The sequence below is a fragment of the Amycolatopsis suaedae genome, from assembly GCF_004214935.1.
In the GTDB taxonomy this organism is placed as follows: Bacteria; Actinomycetota; Actinomycetes; order Mycobacteriales; family Pseudonocardiaceae; genus Amycolatopsis; species Amycolatopsis suaedae.
Genome location: NZ_SFCC01000003.1, coordinates 369,497 through 388,735, shown reverse-complemented (window position 1 = coordinate 388,735; position 19,239 = coordinate 369,497). Strand labels below are relative to the sequence as shown.

Annotated in this window: 14 protein-coding genes; 5 read left to right on the top strand and 9 right to left on the bottom strand. The window is 71.3% G+C overall.

Features of this window, described 5'->3' with window-relative positions; all coding sequences use genetic code 11:
* Nucleotide 1: 1 nt before the first annotated feature.
* The gene (gene aceB / locus EWH70_RS07735) at nt 2–1,582 is read right to left on the bottom strand and encodes a malate synthase A (protein WP_130474569.1); all 1,581 of its coding nucleotides are present in this window, start codon (nt 1,580–1,582) and stop codon (nt 2–4) included.
* Between the two features lie 58 nt (nt 1,583–1,640).
* Here aceB and EWH70_RS07730 point away from each other — a divergent pair, with 58 nt between their 5' ends.
* Nucleotides 1,641–2,402 (top strand): IclR family transcriptional regulator, encoded by a 762-nt coding sequence (locus EWH70_RS07730; RefSeq protein ID WP_130474568.1) that lies wholly within the window; start codon nt 1,641–1,643, stop codon nt 2,400–2,402.
* Here EWH70_RS07730 and ftsY read toward each other — a convergent pair.
* Nucleotides 2,399–3,682, bottom strand: coding sequence for a signal recognition particle-docking protein FtsY (gene ftsY / locus EWH70_RS07725; RefSeq protein ID WP_130474567.1), 1,284 nt, complete (start codon nt 3,680–3,682; stop codon nt 2,399–2,401). The genes EWH70_RS07730 and ftsY overlap by 4 nt on opposite strands.
* A gap of 138 nt (nt 3,683–3,820) precedes the next feature.
* Between ftsY and EWH70_RS07720 the strand changes: the two genes are divergently transcribed.
* Entirely contained in the window at nt 3,821–5,029 is a 1,209-nt protein-coding gene (locus EWH70_RS07720) for an anhydro-N-acetylmuramic acid kinase (protein ID WP_130474566.1), read from the top strand.
* Nucleotides 5,016–6,596: a sodium:solute symporter gene (locus EWH70_RS07715; protein ID WP_130474565.1), complete on the top strand. Its 1,581-nt coding sequence runs from the start codon at nt 5,016–5,018 to the stop codon at nt 6,594–6,596. The genes EWH70_RS07720 and EWH70_RS07715 overlap by 14 nt, the downstream gene beginning before the upstream one ends.
* A gap of 45 nt (nt 6,597–6,641) precedes the next feature.
* On the opposite strand, the gene EWH70_RS07710 is transcribed toward EWH70_RS07715, so the two are convergent.
* Nucleotides 6,642–9,188, bottom strand: coding sequence for a glycoside hydrolase family 172 protein (locus EWH70_RS07710; RefSeq protein WP_130474564.1), 2,547 nt, complete (start codon nt 9,186–9,188; stop codon nt 6,642–6,644).
* 148 nt (nt 9,189–9,336) lie between these two features.
* Between EWH70_RS07710 and EWH70_RS07705 the strand changes: the two genes are divergently transcribed.
* Nucleotides 9,337–10,170, top strand: a complete 834-nt coding sequence (locus EWH70_RS07705; protein ID WP_130474563.1) for a phosphoribosylaminoimidazolesuccinocarboxamide synthase — start codon at nt 9,337–9,339, stop codon at nt 10,168–10,170.
* A 9-nt stretch (nt 10,171–10,179) separates the two neighbouring features.
* Here the strand turns inward: EWH70_RS07705 and EWH70_RS07700 are convergent, their stop codons facing one another.
* The 3 genes from EWH70_RS07700 to EWH70_RS07690 all read right to left on the bottom strand — a co-directional run bounded on the left by EWH70_RS07700 (nt 10,180) and on the right by EWH70_RS07690 (nt 14,688).
* Nucleotides 10,180–10,560, bottom strand: coding sequence for a VOC family protein (locus EWH70_RS07700; RefSeq protein ID WP_130474562.1), 381 nt, complete (start codon nt 10,558–10,560; stop codon nt 10,180–10,182).
* Nucleotides 10,557–14,147, bottom strand: a complete 3,591-nt coding sequence (gene smc / locus EWH70_RS07695; RefSeq protein ID WP_130474561.1) for a chromosome segregation protein SMC — start codon at nt 14,145–14,147, stop codon at nt 10,557–10,559. Before smc ends, EWH70_RS07700 begins: the two co-directional genes overlap by 4 nt.
* A gap of 253 nt (nt 14,148–14,400) precedes the next feature.
* Nucleotides 14,401–14,688, bottom strand: coding sequence for an acylphosphatase (locus EWH70_RS07690; RefSeq protein WP_130474560.1), 288 nt, complete (start codon nt 14,686–14,688; stop codon nt 14,401–14,403).
* A gap of 125 nt (nt 14,689–14,813) precedes the next feature.
* On the opposite strand from EWH70_RS07690, the gene EWH70_RS35415 reads away from it, so the two are divergent.
* On the top strand, nt 14,814–15,416 hold the full coding sequence (locus EWH70_RS35415; RefSeq protein WP_165436195.1) for a hypothetical protein: 603 nt from the start codon (nt 14,814–14,816) through the stop codon (nt 15,414–15,416).
* Nucleotides 15,417–15,428: 12 nt separating this feature from the next.
* Here EWH70_RS35415 and EWH70_RS07680 read toward each other — a convergent pair whose 3' ends face one another.
* Genes EWH70_RS07680 through EWH70_RS07670 form a run of 3 tightly spaced genes read right to left on the bottom strand, consistent with a single transcriptional unit; the run spans nt 15,429 to nt 19,236 of the window.
* Nucleotides 15,429–16,124 (bottom strand): response regulator, encoded by a 696-nt coding sequence (locus tag EWH70_RS07680; RefSeq protein WP_130474558.1) that lies wholly within the window; start codon nt 16,122–16,124, stop codon nt 15,429–15,431.
* Nucleotides 16,121–18,658: a sensor histidine kinase gene (locus EWH70_RS07675; protein WP_130474557.1), complete on the bottom strand. Its 2,538-nt coding sequence runs from the start codon at nt 18,656–18,658 to the stop codon at nt 16,121–16,123. The genes EWH70_RS07680 and EWH70_RS07675 overlap by 4 nt, the downstream gene beginning before the upstream one ends.
* Entirely contained in the window at nt 18,655–19,236 is a 582-nt protein-coding gene (locus EWH70_RS07670) for a potassium-transporting ATPase subunit C (RefSeq protein WP_130474556.1), read from the bottom strand. The genes EWH70_RS07675 and EWH70_RS07670 overlap by 4 nt, the downstream gene beginning before the upstream one ends.
* Nucleotides 19,237–19,239: the final 3 nt, after the last annotated feature.

Sequence of the window (19,239 nt, the reverse complement as noted above, 5' to 3'; positions counted from 1 at the left end):
GTCAGCTGATCCGCTCGTAGGCGGGCAGGGTGAGGAAGTCGGCGAAGTTCTCGGCGAGCGCGACCTCCTCGAACAGCTCCACCGCCGGCCCCAGCAGGTCGGCGGGGATGACGTCGGCCAGGTCGGCTCGCACCTCGCCGATCACCGTGCGCACCAGAGAGTCGGTGACCTTCTCGCCGGTGTCGAGCTGGGTGCTGTTGCGGACCCACTGCCACACCTGCGACCGGGAGATCTCCGCGGTGGCCGCGTCCTCCATGAGGTTGTGGATGGCGGCCGCGCCGTTGCCACCCAGCCACGAGGCGAGGTAACGGATGCCGACGTCCACGGCACCGCGCAGACCGGCAGCGGTCGCGCCACCTTCGGTGGCCGCGACGTCGAGGAGCTGGTCCGCGGTCACCGCGACTTCGTCGCGGGTGCGCTCCAGCTGGTTGGGCCGGTCGCCAAGGACCTTGTCGAACTCCTCGCGGCACAGGTCCACCATGCCGGGGTGCGCGACCCAGGAGCCGTCGAAGCCGTCACCGGCCTCGCGGGACTTGTCGGCACGGACCTTCTCCATCGCCTTCTCGGTGACCTCGGGGTCCTTCCGGTTGGGGATGAACGCCGCCATGCCGCCGATGGCGAACGCGCCGCGCTTGTGACACGTCCGCACCAGCAGTTCGGTGTAGGCCCGCATGAACGGGGCCGTCATGGTGACCGAGTTTCGGTCGGGCAGCACGAACTTCTCGCCGGCGTCGCGGAAGTACTTGATGACACTGAACAGGTAGTCCCACCGGCCCGCGTTCAGGCCCGACGCGTGCTCACGCAGCTCGTAGAGGATCTCCTCCATCTCGAACGCGGCCGGAATGGTCTCGATCAGCACCGTGGCGCGGATCGTGCCGTGCTCGATGCCCAGCTCGGCCTGCGCGCGGGTGAACACGTCGTTCCACAGCCGCGCCTCGAGGTGGCTCTCCATCTTGGGCAGGTAGAAGTACGGTCCCTTGTCGGCGGCCAGCAGCGCACGCACGTTGTGGAAGAAATACAGCCCGAAGTCGACGAGGGCGCCGACGCCCTTGCGGCCGTCGAACTCGAGGTTGCGCTCGTCGAGGTGCCAGCCGCGGGGGCGCATGACGATCGTGGCGTGCTCGACGTCGTCACGCAGGGCGTAGCTCTTGCCCTCCGGGGTGCTCAGCGAGATGTCGCCACGCACGGCGTCACGCAGGTTGACCTGCCCGGACACCACGTTTTCCCAGTGCGGGGTGTTGGCGTCCTCCAGGTCGGCCAGCCACACCTTGGCGCCGGAGTTCAGCGCGTTGATGGTCATCTTGCGATCGGTCGGCCCGGTGATCTCCACCCTGCGGTCGCGCAGCGCGGGCGGCGCGACGGCGACCTGCCAGTCGCCCTGGCGCACCTCTGCGGTCTCGGGCAGGAAGTCGAGCCTGCCGGTCCGCGCGGCCTCGGCACGCCGCACCTTGCGGGCCTCCAGCAGTTCGTCACGCCGGGCGGCGAACTCCGCGTGCAGTACGGCGAGGAAGTCCAGCGCCTCGGGCGTCAGGATCTCGTCCCCGCGGTCGACCGGAGCACCGAGCACACGAACTTCAGACATCAAGAACACCCCAACCGTGGACGCTTCACTTTTCTACTTGCCGGACTATAGTTTTTGCATGGCGGAATCACAACGCAGCCCGGGGAGTGTTCAGTCACTTCAGCGTGCCTTCGAACTACTCGAGTTGCTCGCCGACGCCGGCGGTGAGTGCAGCCTCTCGGAGCTGGCTGCCACGTCGTCGCTGCCGATGCCGACCATCCACCGCCTGATACGTACCCTGGTGGCGCTGGGTTATGTCCGGCAGAACGCCAACCGCCGCTACGCGCTCGGAGCGCGGCTGATCCGGCTCGGCGAGAACGCGAGCATGCAGTTCGGCACCCAGGCGCGGCCGCTGCTGGCCGAGCTGGTCGACGAGGTCGGCGAGACGGCCAACCTGGCCATCCTGGAACGCGACGAGGTCGTGTACGTGGCGCAGGTGCCGTCGAAGCACTCGATGCGGATGTTCACCGAGGTCGGCAGGCGCGCGCTGCCGCACGGCACCGGCGTCGGCAAGGCGATGCTCGCCCAGCTACCGCCGGAGCGGGTACTGGAACTGGTCGGCCGGACGGGCATGCCCGCCTACACCGACCACACGGTCACCAGCCCCGAGGCGCTGCTGCGTTGCCTGGCCGACGTCGGCAAGCGGGGCTACGCACTCGACGAGAGCGAGCAGGAACTCGGCGTCCGCTGCGTCGCGGTGGCGCTGACCGGCACCCCGGCACCTGCCGCCGTTTCGGTGTCCGGCCCGGAGGGACGGCTCACCAAGAAGGCGGTCGCCCGGATCGCGCCGGTGGTCCAACGCGTCGCCGCCGAGCTGTCGCGGCGGCTGAGCGAAAGCTAGGAGCCAAGCAGCGCGTCGACGAACGCCCCGGCCTCGAACGGTGCCAGGTGGTCCGGGCCCTCGCCGAGCCCGACCAGCTTGACCGGCACACCCAGCTCCCGCTGCACCTGGAACACGATGCCGCCCTTGGCGGTACCGTCCAGCTTGGTCAGCACGATGCCGGTCACGTCGACGACCTCGGCGAACACCCGCGCCTGGGTCAGCCCGTTCTGGCCGGTGGTGGCGTCGAGGACGAGCAGCACCTCGTCCACCTCGGCCTGCTTCTCGACGACGCGCTTGACCTTGCCCAGCTCGTCCATCAGGCCGGTCTTGGTGTGCAGGCGGCCCGCGGTGTCGACCAGCACGGCGTCCACGCCCGCCTCGACGCCGCGCTTCACCGCGTCGAACGCGACGGCGGCCGGGTCGGCGCCCTCCTTGCCGCGCACCACCTCGGCTCCGACGCGGTTCGCCCAGGTCTCCAGCTGATCGGCGGCGGCGGCGCGGAAAGTGTCCGCCGCGCCGAGCAGAACCTGCCTGCCCTGGGCGACCAGCACCCTGGCCAGCTTGCCGGTCGTGGTGGTCTTGCCCGTTCCGTTGACACCGGCCACCAGCACCACGGCGGGCCGCTTCGTGCCGTCGACCGTGTGCGGCAACGCGCGAACGGCCCGGTCGCCGTCGGTCGCCAGCGCCTCGACCAGCACCTCGCGCAGCAGTGCCCTGGCCTCCTCGGAGGTCCGCACCCCACGCGTGCTCAGCTCGGCACGCAGCTTGTCGACCACCTCGGTGGTGGTCGCCGCGCCCAGGTCGGCGACGAGCAGCGTGTCCTCGATCTCCTGCCAGGAGTCCTCGTCGAGATCCCCCGCGCCGAGCAGGCCCAGCAGGCTCTGCCCGAACGCCGACCGCGACTTCGCCAGCCGCCCCCGCAGCCGCTCCATCCGGCCGCTGGCCGGCTCGATCTCGTCGATCTCCTCGGCAGGCGCGGCCTCGGCCTCGTCGGGCAGGCCGACGTCGACGATCGTGCGGCGCGGCGCGTCCCTCGGCACGGCGGCGTCGTCACCGACACCGGGCTGACCGTCGACCTCGGTGCGTTCCCCTGCCGGGTGTTCCTCGGTACCGCCGGGAGCCAGCGCGATGTCGCCGCCCGCCTGATAACCGCCGCCCTTCGGCTTGGCCTCCTCGACCCGCTCGGGCTCGGTCAGGCTGATCTTGCGACGGCGCGCGACGACCAGCCCGACGACCAGGGCCACGACCAGCACCACGACGACGGCGAGGGCGATCCAGAACCAGAGGTTGCTCGACACGTCCGCAATCCTCGCATCCGGTGACGACACGCCTTTACCTAGCCCGGTGACAGGCCTCCACCGGCAACGACTCGGTTCGGTCAAGTTCCCACGTTATGGCTTGCGTCACTCGTCCCAGGAGGACTAGACCACACCTCCATGCGCGTTGTCGGTCTCCTGTCCGGCACGTCGATCGACGGGATCGACGTGGCGGTCGCCGAGCTGCGCGCGGACGGCGACCGGGTGGAGCTGTCCGCGCTGGGGCATCTGGAACTGCCGTACCCGGACGGACTCCGCGACCGCTTACTGGCCGCGCTGCCGCCCAACCCGAGCTCCGCCGGCGAGCTGACCCGGCTGGACACCGAGGCGGGGCAGGCCTTCGGTGAGGCCGCCGCGGCGGGCATCTGCCGGTTCGGGCAGGCCGACCTGGTCGTGTCGCTCGGCCAGACCGTCTACCACTGGGTCGAGGACGGCCGGGCCCTCGGCACCCTGCAGCTGGGCCAGCCGGCCTGGATCGCCGAACGTACCGGGCTGCCGGTCGTCGCCGACCTGCGCACCCGCGACGTCGCGGCGGGCGGCCACGGCGCGCCGCTGGCCAGCACGCTGGATCACCTATGGCTACGCGATCTCGCGCTGGAGACGGGACGGCCCGCGGCGGCACTCAACATCGGCGGCATCGCCAACCTGACGGTCGTCTTCCCGGACGCGCCGACGCTGGCCTACGACACCGGGCCGGGCAACGCACTGCTCGACCTCGCCGCGTTCCAGGTGACCGGCACCGCGCACCGCGACACCGACGGAGCACTCGCCACGGCGGGTACGCCACGGAAGGACCTGCTCGATCGGCTGCTCGACGACGGCTTCTACGCCGCGCCACCACCGAAGTCCACCGGCAAGGAACATTTCCACGGCGACTACCTGGCAGCGGCGACCGCGGGCCTGCCGCCGATCGGCGGGCCGGACCTGCTGGCCACACTCACCGAACTGACCGCCGTCACCATCGCGGCCGAATGCGCGCGGCACGGCGTCGGCACGGTGATCGCCTCCGGCGGCGGGGTGCGCAACCCCGCGCTGTGGCGCGCGTTGACAGAGCACCTGACTGTCCCGCTGCGGACCAGCGACGAGCTCGGTCTGCCTGGCGACGTGAAGGAGGCCTACCTGACGGCCCTGCTGGGTTGGCTCACCTGGCACGGCCATCCCGCGAACGTCCCCAGCGCGACCGGCGCCGCGGGACCCCGCGTGCTCGGCAGCATCACACCCGGCTCCGGGCCGCTCACCCTTCCACCCCCATTACCCGAACCGGTGACCCGGCTGCGGGTGGCAGCTGGAGTGGACGACACGATAGGGATAACGAATGCGCGCACTTGACCTCGCGATTATCGCGGTCTTCCTGGTGGGGATGCCGTTACTGGGCATCTGGATCGGCGGCCGGCAGAAGTCCGGCAACGACTATTTCGTCGGCGAGGGCAAGATTTCCTGGTGGGTCGCCTGCCTGTCGGTGGTGTCGGCCGAGACCTCGACGCTGACGGTGCTGTCGGTACCGACGGTCTCCTACCTCGCCGCCCCCGAAGCGGGCGGCATGACATACCTGTCGCTGGCGATCGGCTACATCCTCGGCCGGATCGTCGTGGCGTTCGTGCTGCTGCCCCGGTACGTCGCCGGCAACCTGGTGACCGCCTACGCGTTCCTGGGCAAGCGGTTCGGCGGCGGGCTGCAGGGCACCGCGTCGGTGACGTTCCTGTTCACCCGGCTGCTCGCTGACGGCATCCGGCTGTTCGCCACCGCCATCCCGATCAAGCTGGTGCTGGCGGCGTACGGCCTCAACGCCTCCTACTGGGCCATCGTCATCGCGCTCGGCGTGGCCATGGTGATCTACAGCTTCTTCGGCGGTGTCCGCGCCGTCGTCTGGGTCGACGCCATCCAGATGCTCTGGTACGTCCTCGGTGCCGCCGCGGTCATCTGGGTGCTGTCGGACAAGCTGCCCGACGGCTGGTTCGGCGCCGCGTTCGACGCGGGCAAGTTCCAGATCCTCGACTTCAGCTCCAACCCGCTCACCGGGCAGTACGCGGTGCTGACCGCCGTCATCGGCGGTGCGGTGCTGTCGATGGCCTCGCACGGGTCGGACCAGCTGATCGTCCAGCGGCTGCAGGCGACCAACGACGTCCGGGCCAGCCAGAAGGCTCTGATCGGCAGCGGTGTGGTGGTCTTCGTCCAGTTCGCGATCTTCCTGTTCATCGGCGTGATGCTGTGGTCGTTCTACAACGGCCTCGACCCGGTCAAGCAACTCGGCCTGACGAACAAGGACGAGCTGTTCGGGGCGTTCATCGTCAACGAGCTACCCAGCGGCCTCTCCGGGTTCGTGATCGCCGGAATCCTCGCCGCGGCACTGAGTTCGTCGCTGGGCGCACTGGCCTCGTCCACCGTCACCGACGTCTACGAACGGGTCATCGGGCGGCAACTGTCCGATCAGGACCGGCTCAAGCAGGGCCGGATCTGGACGGTGATCTGGGCGGTGGTGCTCATCGTGTGCGCCGGCCTGTTCGCGTCGTTCAACCGGACCGCGTCCGACCCGATCGTCGTGCAGGCACTGGGCATCACCGGGTACACCTACGGCGCACTGCTCGGCGCGTTCCTGCTCGGGCTGCTGGTGCGCAGGGCACGGCAGGCGGACGCCATCATCGCGTTCGTCGTCACCGTGGTCGGGATGGCGTTCATCATCCTGGGCCTGAAGTTCAGCAAGACCGACTCCAGCCTGCTGGGCGTCGACTTCGCCAAGGCCGCGGGCGACAAGGTCACGCTGGCGTGGCCCTGGTACACGCTGCTCGGTGTGGCGATCACGCTGATCGTGGGTGGGTTGCTGGCGCTGCGGCACCGCGACCCCGACCCGAAGGCGCAGGAGGCGGTGGCGGCCAAACCCCGCCACGAAGCCGCCTGAGACAGGACGAAGGCCCCCGGGCGACCGGGGGCCTTCGTCGTGAACTCAGTCCGCCCCGGGCGGTGCCTGACCCTGGGGTGCGACACCGACCAGCGAGTGGACCCGGTAGCGGGCCGCCGACCACGCCGGGGAGTCCGGCAGCGGCTCGATCCGCACCGACACCGCCGCCTTGCCCGCGGTCGCCGAAGCCGGCACCTCGAACGCGTCCGCCAGCCAGCGCGAGTGCTTGTTGCTCAACGGCTGGTACCACTCGCCGACCCAGCGGCCGTCGATGAACACGTTCGCCCGCTGCCGCGCGACCAGCTGGTCGGACACGCGGTGCAGCCGCAGGCCCGAGTTGTCCGTGGCCACCTTCGCGGTGAACTGGACGGCACCGTTGGCCGCCGTCGTGTTCAGCTTCACCGGCGTGCGATCACCCTTGCCCTCGAACGTCGACGTCACCTCGGCGGTGGTCTCGTCCTCCGCGGTGTAGCCGTGCAGGGCCCGGCTGGCCGGGTCACCGGCGTCGACCGCGTCGGACTGAACCACGCCGGACCGGTCGTGGCCGTACCAGAACGCCACCGAACTGTAGTTCGCCGCCCGGTCGGAGTCCGGGCCGTGCTCGATGTCGAACTCGATGCTGTCCCCGAACGGCACCGCGTCGGCGTTCATCAGACGGTAGGCGTTCAGGCAGACGTACTGGCAGCCGTCACGCCCTGTCTCCTGCGAGACGAGGCCCGCCTGCGGCATCGCGTAGGACACGCCCTCCTTGTTGTTCCACTCGGCATCCATGAAGTACCAGCCGGACTCGTAGAAGTCCTCCGAACCGGTGCCGATGATGCTCGGGCCCTCCGCACCGTCGACGTAGACGCGCTCGTCACCCTCCAGGTAGTTCATCGGGTGAATCGGCCCGCCCGGTGCGATGTGACCACGCATCGTGGTCGACACACCGTGGAAGACACCCTGTCCCCTGGTGGACAGGAACGACCACTCCTTGCCCTGCTCGGTGTCCCCGCGCCGGTGCGTGGCGTGGAAGTAGCCGAGTGTCCCGTCCGGCTTCAGGGTGTCGGCGATCGACCCGTTCGGCGCCGACGTGACGGCGACACTCCCGCCGGTCACCGCGACCCCGGACTCGTTGACCAGTTCCACGACCGCGTTGCGCGCGTAGGGCATCGGCCAGTACGAGGTGAACGCGCCGCCCGGTGCCGTGTCGATGGAGTACATCAGCGTGCGGGTCTCGAACTTGCCGAGGCCCGATCCGAAGAACTCGCCGATCGGCGTGTCGACGGTGGTCTTGCCGTCGAACGTGAGCCGCAGCCGCAGCTTCTCCAGGATCGCGTCGGACTCCGCCACCTTGGCCGCGTCGGCCGGGTAGCGGAACACCCCGAGGCCCTCCCAGCGCTGACCGGTGATCCGGTAGCCGTGCACGGCCTCGTCGCTGCGATGGTTCGGTCCCACGTCCATGACGTCGGTACGCACCCACTCGCCGCCCACCCGCGAGTGCACGTCGTACCGGAACTCGTTGACGTCGAGGGACGAGGACACGAAGGTGCTCTCCACCCGGATCTTCGACTTGCCCGCGGTGACCGATGCCGGAACCTCGATCGCCTGGTCCGCCCAGGTGTCCGGCGGTGTCGCCGCGCCGTTGCGCCACTCGCCGACCCGCTGCCCGTCGACACTGACGATCGCGTGCTGATGGGCGATCTTCGGGTCGTACCGGCGGATCAGCCGCACACCGGTGTTGTCCGGTGCGACGGCCGCGGTGAACGAGCTGCCGCCCGGCGCGAACGCCCGGCCGTCGTCGTAAACGTTCGGGCTGTTGATCACCTGCGGCAGGCGTACCTGCAACTGGTTGATCTGCCGTGCTCCCGCCGCGAGCGGCAACCTCGTCGACGCACCCGGCGCGAGCGTGACGTCCGCGCGCTGAACCGCCGCGTTCGGCGCCGCCGGCTTCGGGTCCCGCAGGCCGAAACCACGCAGCCGCTCGACCACGTCGAGTGCCTTGTCGCTGGGGTCGAACGTCCGCACGCCGGCCGAGTCGGCGAACTGCCGGTAGGTGACGTGGTAGAAGTGCGGGTTGTTCTGCGTGACGATCTTCATCGAGTGCGTGTACGGCATCGGCACCTTGATCACCGAACCGCCCATGGTGTCGGCGGAGTTGCCCACGAGCGGCCAGACGAACGGCGCGCCCTTGGCGCCGTTGAGGATGTCCTGCAGCTTGCCGTGCAGTACCACCCGGCCGTCCAGCTCGATGGTGATCTCGCCGATGGCGATCACCGACTCCGGACGGTAGGTGAACCACAGCGAGGAGATCTCGCCGGCGCCGTGCACGTCGGCGATCACGCAGCGGCCGTCCGGCTCGTTGCGCAGGCAGGAGTACGTGCCCTCGAAGCCGTCGTCGTTGCCGCCGGTGCGGTCGAAGCTGGAGAACTGCTTGACCTGCTCGGCGGGTCTGAGCCGGGACAACCCGTCGAGCGTGCGATACGCCTCCCAGCCGATCGGTCCCTTGGCCTCCGGTGCCGCTGCCGGGGCGGCGCCCGCCGCTGGCACGGCGAACACCGTGGCCGCCGCGGTGAGCAAACAGACGAAGAGCGTGCGAAAACGAGCGGCCATACTGCCTCCCGGAAAGTGAAGAGCACCCGGCGACCCAAACCGGGTAATCGATTACCGGCCACGTTAAATGCACATAAAGCGGACCGTCTAGAGGCAATCGGGTGGTGTCCCCAACCGGCCAGCGAGCGGCCCGGCTACCGTTCCGCGCATGAAGCACGTGCACGCGGGCAAGGTCCGCGACCTCTACGAGACCGACGGCGACATCCTGCTCGTCGCATCGGACCGGGTGTCGGTGTACGACGTCGTTCTCCCGACGCCGATCCCGGACAAGGGCGCACTGCTGACCCAGCTGTCGGCCTGGTGGTTCGATCGCACCACGGACATCGTGCCCAACCACGTCGTGTCGGTGACCGACGTGCCCGCCGAGTTCGGCCGCAGGGCGATCCGCTGCCGTCCGCTGAAGATGCTTCAGGTGGAGTGCATCGCGCGGGGCTACCTGACCGGGCTGGGGCTGAGGGAGTACCAGCGGGACGGGACGGTGTCCGGGGTGGCGCTGCCCGCCGGGCTACGCGAGGCCGACCGGCTGCCCGAGCCGATCTTCACGCCGACGACCAAGGCGTCGGAGGGGCACGACGAGTTCATCACGTTCGCCGACGTCGTGAACCAGATCGGCAGTGAGACCGCGGAGCGCCTGCGGGACCTGACCCTGGAGATCTACCGGCGGGGCGCCGAACGCGCGGCGGAGAACGGGATCATCGTCGCCGACACGAAGCTGGAGTTCGGCCTCGACGCCGACGGCACGATCACGCTCGGCGACGAGGTGCTGACGTCGGACTCGTCCCGCTTCTGGCCGGCCGACGAGTGGGAGCCGGGCCGCCCGCAGAACGGCTACGACAAGCAGTTCGTCCGCGACTGGGCGCGGAGCACCGGCTGGGACCAGACGCCGCCCGGCCCGGAGATCCCCGCCGACGTCGTCGCCGCGACCCGGGAGCGCTACGTGCAGCTCTACGAGCGCATCACCGGGGAGACGTGGCCGGCCTGACCGGAGGCGTCAGGAGGTCGCGGCGCGCTCGGCGGCACTGCGCAGCACGCAGAACTCGTTGCCCTCGGGGTCGGCCAGCACGGCCCAGCCGGTGCCGTCCGGGTTGCGGCGGTCGTCCACGAGGGTCGCGCCGATGCCGAGCAGGCGCTCGACCTCCGCGTCCCGCGGGCCGTCCGGCTGCAGGCACAGGTGGATGCGGTTCTTGACGACCTTGCCCTCCGGCACCTGGTTGAAGTGCAGGATCGGGCCCTCGGGCAGCATGACCTCGGTCTCGTCGTGGCCAGGCTCGTCCTCGGGGTGCAGCGGATGGCCGGTGACCTCGCTCCAGAACCGCGCCAGCGCGTAGGCGTCGGCGCAGTCGACGGCGATGTTGCGCAGCGTCGACGTCACGCGCTCTCCGCCTCGGTACGCAACCGCTGCGAGATCACCTTCGTGATGCCGTCGCCCTGCATGCTCACGCCGTACAGCGCGTCGGCGATCTCCATGGTCGGCTTCTGGTGGGTGATGATGATCAGCTGCGACGCGGCGCGCAGCTCCTCCAGCAGCCCGATCAGCCTGCGCATGTTGGTGTCGTCCAGCGCCGCCTCGACCTCGTCCATGACGTAGAACGGCGACGGCCGCGCCCGGAAGATCGCCACCAGCATCGCCACCGCGACCAGGGACTTCTCCCCACCGGACAGCAGGGACAGCCGCTTGACCTTCTTGCCCGGCGGCCGCGCCTCGACGTCGACACCGGTGGCCAGCAGGTCGTCCGGCTCGGTCAGCACCATCCGGCCCTCGCCGCCGGGGAACAACACGGAGAAGACGATCTCGAACTCCCTCGCCACGTCGTGGTAGGCGCTGGTGAAGACCTCGAGAATCTTGTCGTCGACCTCCTTGATCACCGTCAGGAGATCCTTGCGGGTCGCCTTGAGGTCCTCCAGCTGCGTCGAGAGGAACTTGTACCGTTCCTCCAGCGCGGCGAACTCCTCCAGCGCCAGCGGGTTGACCTTGCCCAGCAGCGTCAGATCCCGCTCGGCCCGCTTCGCGCGACGGCTCTGGGTGGCCCGGTCGTACGGGATCGGCTGGGGCGCCGTGACGGCCTCGCCCCGTTCCTTGGCTGCCTCGTACTCGGCGATCTCACCGGCGCTCGGCGGCACCGGGACCTCCGGGCCGTACTCGGCGACCAGGTCCTCCAGGCCGATCCCGAAGTCCTCGGCGATCTTGGTCTCCAGCTGCTCCAGCCGCAGCCGCTGCTCGGCACGCAGCACCTCGTCGCGGTGCACGGCGTCGGTGAGCTTCTCCAGCTCGCCGGTCAGCTCCCTGACCTTGGCCCGGACCTGGCTCAGCGCGGCGTCCCTGCGCTCGCGCTCGGCCTGCGCGGCGTCCCGCTCGGCGGCCGCCCTGCGCACCGACAGCTCGATGCGCTCCAGCGCCAGCTCGCCGGCGTCGACGACGGCCTCGGCGATCTCCGCACCTCGCGCCCTGGCCAGCCGGGCCTTCTCGGCACGCTCACGCGCCTGCCGCTCGGCCGCGGCGGCCCTGCGCAGCGAGTCGGCGCGCCCGGCGATGCTCTGCGAACGTTCCTCGGCCGTGCGCAGCGCCAGCCGCGCCTCGACCTCCTCCTGCCGGACCTCGGCCAGTTCCTCGACGGCCTGGTCACGCTCGGCGGTGTCCGGGTCGTCGTCAACCGGCTGGTCGGCAACGGCGGCAAGCCGTTCCTCCAGCTCGGCCAGCTGCTCCAGCGCCTGCTCCCGGGTGCGCTCGACCTTGGCCCGCTGCTCGCGCAGCCTGGTCACCTCGGCCTCAGCGGACCGGGCGGCCTGCTGGACGCGGTTGAGCCGCTCCGACGAGCGTGCCCGGCGGACCTTGGCCTCGCCCAGCGCCTCCTTGGCCTTGCCGACCTCGTCGCGCCGCGCCTGCTGCTCGGCCCGCGCGCCCTCCAGCTCGGCGACGGTCCGCTCGAGCCTGCGCTCGGCCGCGGCCAGCCGGTCCTGTGCCTCATCGACGGCGGCCTGCACCTCGATGACGCTCTCCGCCCGGGCCGACCCGCCGACCGCCCAGTGGGCGCCGAACACGTCGCCGTCCGCGGTGACCGCACTGACCTCGGGGTGCGCCTCGACGAGCCGGCGCGCCGAGTCGAGGCCGTCGACGATGGCCACCCGGTCCAGCGCGCGCTCCACGGCGGGACGCAGTGCCTCGGGCGCCGTCACGACCTCCCGTGCCCAGCGCGCACCGTGCGGCAGCGCGGGCCAGCCCGAGGTGTCGACGGTGAACCGGCTGCCGCCGAGCAGCAGCCCGGCCCGGCCGGAGTCGTTGTCCCGCAGGAACGACAGTGCCGCCAGCGCGTCGTCGCCGCCGGCGACGGCCACCGCGTCGGCGACCGGGCCGAGCGCCGCGGCCAGCGCGACCTCGTGCCCCGGCTCGACGGTGAGCAGCGCGGCGACCGACCCGAGCAGGCCGGGCAGGCGCTCGGTGGCGCCGAGCAGGGCGCCGGTACCGTCCTTGCGGCGCAGTCCCATGGACAGCGCGTCGGCCCTGGCCTTCTCGGACGCGATCTCGCGCTCGGCGGTCCGCTCGGCCTTGACCAGTTCCTCGACCCTGGCCTTGGCGGCGTTGTTGGCCGCCACCGCGCGGTCGTGGTGGCCCTGCAGGTCGGCGTCGTCGGACTCCTCGACGCCGCCCTCGGCCCGGGCCTGCTCCAGTTCCTCGGCGGCGATCTCGGCACGTTCGGCGGACTCGTCGATGGAGACGGTGAGCCGGTCGATCTCGTCGGAGGTGGCGTTGGTCTTGCTGCGCAGCGCCTCCACCTGGCCGCTCAGCTTCGCCAGGCCCTCCCGGCGGTCGGCGATGGCCCGCACCGCGGCCATGTGCGCCCGCTCGGCGGCCTGCACCAGGTGCTCCAGCTGCTCGCGGCGCTGCACGGTGTTGGACAGCAGGCCGCGGGCCTCGGTGACCGCCTCGGCCAGCTCCTCCTCCTGCTCGGCGACGCGCTCGGCCTCGGCAAGCAGCTGCTCGGGATCGCGGCCGCCGGTCGGCGCGGCGACGTCGGAGGACAGGTGCCGCTGCCGTTCGACGGCCAGCCGCACGGTGCCGCGCAGCCGCTCGGCCAGGGCCGACAGCTTGTACCAGGTGTCCTGCGCGGCGGACAGGCGCGGCGTGTCCTCGGCCAGCGCCGCCTCCAGCTCGGTCTCCTGGGCGGTGACCAGTTCCAGCGCCTGCTCGACCTCGGCGCGACGGGCCCGAGCGGCGTGCTCGTCGGCCTCCTCCTTGGCGATGTCGGCGCGCTGGGTGACCAGGTCGTCGGCGAGCAGGCGCAGCCGCGAATCCCGCAGCTCGGACTGGACAGCCTGCGCCTTGCGGGCGATCTCGGCCTGCTTGCCCAGCGGCTTGAGCTGGCGGCGCAGCTCGGTGGTCAGGTCGCCGAGCCGGTCCAGGTTGCCCTGCATGGCGTTGAGCTTGCGCAGCGCCTTTTCCTTGCGCTTGCGGTGTTTGAGCACACCGGCGGCCTCCTCGATGAAGGCGCGGCGTTCCTCGGGCTTGGCCTCGAGGATCTGGGAGAGCTGCCCCTGGCCGACGATGACGTGCATCTCGCGGCCGATGCCGGAGTCCGACAGCAGCTCCTGGACGTCCATCAGGCGGCAGCCGTTGCCGTTGATCTCGTACTCGCTGGCGCCGTCGCGGAACATCCGGCGGGTGATCGACACCTCGGTGTACTCGATCGGCAGAGCGCCGTCGGAGTTGTCGATGGTCAGGCTCACCTCGGCGCGCCCGAGCGGGGCGCGGCCGGCTGTGCCGGCGAAGATGACGTCCTCCATCTTGCCGCCACGCAGGTCCTTCGCGCCCTGGGTGCCCATGACCCAGCGCAGTGCGTCCAGCACGTTGGACTTGCCCGAACCGTTGGGACCGACCACGCAGGTGATGCCCGGTTCGAACCGCAGCGTGGTCGCCGAGGCGAAGGACTTGAAGCCCTTGAGCGTCAGGCTTTTCAGGTGCACGCGGCGATTACCTCTTCGATGCCCGGTTGGCGTACTCGATCGGACTGGTGCTTCGTCAAGGAAGGTTGGTGCGTTTATTCGGTGGATCCAGGTGGTCGCTGACGAGGCGGAGGGTGGCCCTCGTACCGGCGTTGTACTCGGGCCATCCGACAACGCGGTCAGCGGGCGCCTGGGCCGCCGAGAAACGTGCCGAACCTTTCTTGACGGAGCACCAGGTTACCTGGCGACCCCGTGCGACCGTGGGAGGCGGTGCCTACCGCTCCACGAATCCGCTCAGTCCGCCCTTGGCCGGTGACCAGCGGTCGACCACCGTATCCACTCGACCGGGTGACGAACCGGATCGCAGGATCTCCAGAAGCTGCTCACAGTGGGTCCGATCACCCTCCGCGACCACCTCGACACGGCCGTCGGCGAGGTTGCTCGCACTGCCGACCAGCCCCAGTTCCAGCGCACGGCTGCGGGTCCACCAGCGGAAACCGACTCCCTGGACCTGACCGCGTACCCACGCCGTCAGCCGTACGACCTCACTCCGGCGGGTCATTCCTCACCTTCCTCCCGCTTCGCAGAGTCACCACTGTGTGCCGGTTCGCTCGCCCAGGGTCATCCGGCAGTGATAACGTCCCGCACCGGATTCCACTCCCAGGCACAGCCACGCTAGGAGCCACGATGCCCCAGTCCCCGGGGTCCCCGTCGAACCACCCCGAGACGCCCGGCACGCTCACGCCGCCCGGCGCGCCGGGTGGCCGCCTGCAGCGCACCGGCCTCGCCGTCCTCGCCGCCAGCGGACTCGTGCTGGCCACGGCGTTCGGCGCGGTCGCCCAGCTGGCCGGCAGTGAGCCCTCGGCCGACGCCGGCGGGCCCGCGCAGGTGGGCAGCCCCGGTGGCGGGCCCGGTTCGCCGGTCGTACCGGGCCAGCCGGTGCCCGCCCAGGACCCGATGATCGTCAACGGCGAGCCGGTCGCGGGCTCGTACTCGGCCCCGCCGAGCACGACCGTGACCACGGGCCCGGACGGCAGGCCGACCACCACGGTGTTCACCCCGCCGCCGAACGTGCCGCCGCCGGTCAACCCGCCGCCCGGCAACCCGCCCCCTGGCACGCCGCCGCCGGTGACCAGCGACCCGACCTCGCCGACGTCGACGCCGACCCGCACGCACACGCCGCCGACGTCCACTCCGCCGACCAGCACCCCGACGGACCCGCCGTCGAGCACGACCTCGGAGGGCACGACGTCCTCGTCGACGACGACGGGCACGTCCCGCCCGCAGTAGGCCCCGGCGCAACTACATCTCGAAGCGGTAGCCCATGCCGGGCTCGGTGAGCAGGTGGCGGGGCCGTGACGGCTCCGCCTCCAGCTTGCGGCGCAGCTGCGCCAGGTAGACCCGCAGGTAGTGCGACTCGGTGTCGTAGGACGGCCCCCAGACCTCGTGCAGCAGCTGCTTCTGCGCCACGAGCCTGCCCCGGTTGCGCACCAGCAGCTCCAGCACACCCCACTCGGTCTTGGTCAGGTGCACGTCCGCGCCGTCGCGGCGCACCCGCTTGGCCGCCAGGTCGATCCGCAGCGAACCGGTCTCGACGACGGCGCTGGCGTCGTCGGCACCGGTGACCGCCGACCGCCGCACCGCGGCCCGCAGCCGGGCCAGCAGCTCGTCCATGCCGAACGGCTTGGTGACGTAGTCGTCGGCACCGGCGTCGAGTGCCCGCACCTTGTCGGTCGAGTCGCCCCTTGCCGACAGCACGATGATCGGCACGGTCGACCACCCACGCAGGCCGTCGATCACCTCGTTGCCGTCCATGTCCGGCAGGCCGAGGTCGAGCACCACGACGTCGGGCTTGGTCTCGGCGGCCGCCCGCAGCGCGGCGGCGCCGTCGTGCGCGGTCACCACCTTGTACCCGCGCGCGGACAGGTTGATCCGCAAGGCACGCACGATCTGCGGCTCGTCGTCCACCACGAGCACCGTGCTCGGCCGCTCAGTCACGCCTGCTCCCCTTCCACACCGGCATACTTCGGCAGCGCCACGACGACGGTCAACCCACCGCCCGGCGTGTCCTCCGCCCGGATGGTGCCGCCCATGGCCTCGGTGAACCCCTTCGCCACCGACAACCCGAGCCCGACGCCCGGCGCGCCGTTGCGGTCGCCGAGCCGCTGGAACGGGGCGAACGCCGAGTCCGCCTTGCCCTTCTTCAGTCCCCGGCCGTGGTCGGTGACCCGCAGCTCCACCCAGTCGGCGTGCGCACTGGCCCGCACCGAGACCGGCTGCGGGCTCGCGCCGTGCCGCAGGGCGTTGTCGACGACGTTGGCGACGACCCGCTCCAGCAGCCCGGGATCGGCCAGCACCCAGGGCACGTCGTCGGCGATGCCGACCTCGATGCTCGCCGACCCGTCCACACTGGACAACGCGTGGTGCACCACCTCGTCGTAGCCGACCGGACGCAGGTGCGGCCGCACCGCGCCGGTGGCCAGCCGTGACGAGTCCAGCAGGTTGTCGATCAGCCCGGCCAGCCGGTCGGCCGACTCCTCGATCGTCGCCAGCAGCTCCGCCGTGTCCTCTTCGGACAGCTCGATGTCGGTCGCCCGCAGGCTTCCCGCCGCCGCCTTGATCGACGTCAGCGGCGTGCGCAGGTCGTGGCCGACCGCCGACAGCAGCGCCGTGCGCAGCTCGGTCGCCGCCGCCTTGCGTTCGGCCTTGTCGGCCGCGGCGGCCATCCGCTGCTGCCGCAGGGCCAGCAGCGCCTGCCCGGCGGCGGCCTCCAGCACGCCCCGGTCGGCCGCCTGCAACGCCCTGCCGCGCAACACCAGGTGCACACCGGAGGTCACCGGAACGTCCACATCGGCATCGTCGGGGTGCCCGCACGGGTCCGGGCCAGCGTGCGCGACCCGCTGCCACTTGCCGTCCCGCTTCTCCACCAGCGCCACCGATTCGAGGCTGAAGTTCTCCCGCACCTTCTCCAGCAGCCGCTCGGCCGGCGAGGCGTGGGTCAGCACCGTGCGGGCGTAGGACGCCAGCAACGACGCCTCGGTCCGCGCCCTGGCCGCCTGCGCCGCCCGCCGCGCCGCGACGTCGACGACCGCGGCCACCAGCACCGCGGCCACCACCATGGCCACCAGCGTGACGACGTTGCGCGGATCCTGCACGGTCAGCAGGTGATACGGCGGGGTGAAGAAGAAGTTCAGCAGCCCCGCCGACAGCACGGCGGCGAACAACGCGGGCCCGAGCCCGCCGACCAGCGCGACCACGATCGTGGCCAGGAAGTACACGACGACGTCGGTGGAGAAGTCCAGCTGGTCCCGCAGGACCACCCCGCCCAGCGTGGCCAGCGCCGGCGCCGCCAGCGACAGCACCCAGCCCCACACCCGCCGCGACGGCGCCAGCGGGTTGGCGTCCAGCCGCGCCCGCAGCCGCCCGCCCGCCTCGTCGTGGGTCACCATGTGCACGTCGATCGGGCCCGACCGCTGCACGACCGTGGCCCCGATGCCCTCTTCGAACAGCCGCGCCAGCCGGGACCGCCGGGACGTGCCGAGCACGAGCTGGGTGGCGTTGGCGCCGCGGGCGAAGTCCAGCAGCGCCGTCGGGACGTCGTCGCCCACCACGGTGTGGAACGTGGCGCCGACGTCCTCGGCCACCTTGCGGTAGCGGCCGATCGACGTCGGCCCGACCCTGGTCAGGCCGTCACCCCGCAGCACGTGCACCACCTGCAGCTCCGCGCCGGCCCGCGCGGCGATCCGCCGTGCCCGCCGGATCAGCGTCTCGCTCTCCGGGCCGCCGGTGATCGACACGACGACCCGTTCGCGGGCCTCCCAGGTGTCGGTGATCTTCTGCTCGGCCCGGTACCGCTGCAACGCGACGTCCACCTGGTCGGCCACCCACAGCAGGGCCAGCTCGCGCAGGGCGGTCAGGTTGCCGGGGCGGAAGTAGTTGCCCAGTGCCGCGTCGATGCGGTGTGCCGGGTAGACGTTGCCGTGCGCGAGCCTGCGCCGCAGCGCCTCCGGCGTGATGTCGACCAGCTCGACCTGCTCGGCCCTGCGCACGACGTCGTCGGGCACCGTCTCGTGCTGCACGACGCCGGTGATGCGCGCGACGACGTCGCCGAGGCTCTCCAGGTGCTGCACGTTCACCGTGGACAGCACGTCGATGCCGGCGGCGAGCAGTTCCTCGACGTCCTGCCAGCGCTTCTCGTTGCGGGAGCCGGGGACGTTGGTGTGCGCCAGCTCGTCGACGACCGCGACCTCGGGTGCGCGGGCCAGGACGGCGTCGACGTCGAACTCGGTGAAGTCCCTGCCCCGATGCGTGCTCGCCCGCCGCGGCACGACCTCCAGCCCCTCGATCAGCCGCGCGGTCTTCGCCCTGCCGTGGGTCTCGACCAGCCCGATCACCACGTCGGTGCCGCGTTCGAGCCTGCGGTGCGCCTCGCCGAGCATGGCGTAGGTCTTGCCGACGCCGGGCGCCGCGCCGAGGTAGATGCGCAGTTCACCTCGGCGCGGCGGGGCCGGCGTGTCGTCGTTCTCGCTCACGGTGTCAGTTTGCGCCCTGTCACCGCGAGGTTCAGCTCCAGGACGGTGACCGAGGGCACGCCGATGCCGGTCGTGGTGTTCTCCTCGATCAGGCGGCGCACGACGTCCTCCGGCACACCGGTGTTGCGGGCCACCCTCGGCGCCTGCAGCTGGGCGTAGGCGACGCTGATCTGCGGGTCCAGGCCGGAGCCCGAGGCCGTCACCGCGTCGGCCGGAACGGCCTCGGCCGGGACGCCCTCGCGGGCCGCGACGGCCGCCCGGCGCTCGGTCACCAACGCGACCTGGTCCTCGTTGAACCCGCTCTTGTTGCTGCCCCCCGACGCCGGCAGGCTCGCGGCCGACGGCCGGGTGTGGAACCACGGGTCACGGGCCGGGTCGGCCGCCACCGGGTCGATCCCGATCAGCGACGACCCGGCGGCCTGACCGTTGTGGACGATTACCGACCCCTCGGCGTTGTCCTGCAGCCCGGGAATCCGGGAGACCGCCCAGACGCCCAGCGGGTACACCACGCCGAGCAGGACGGTGAACACCAGCAGCACCCGCACCGCGGCGCCCGCCTGATTGAACAGTGCCTTCATGAG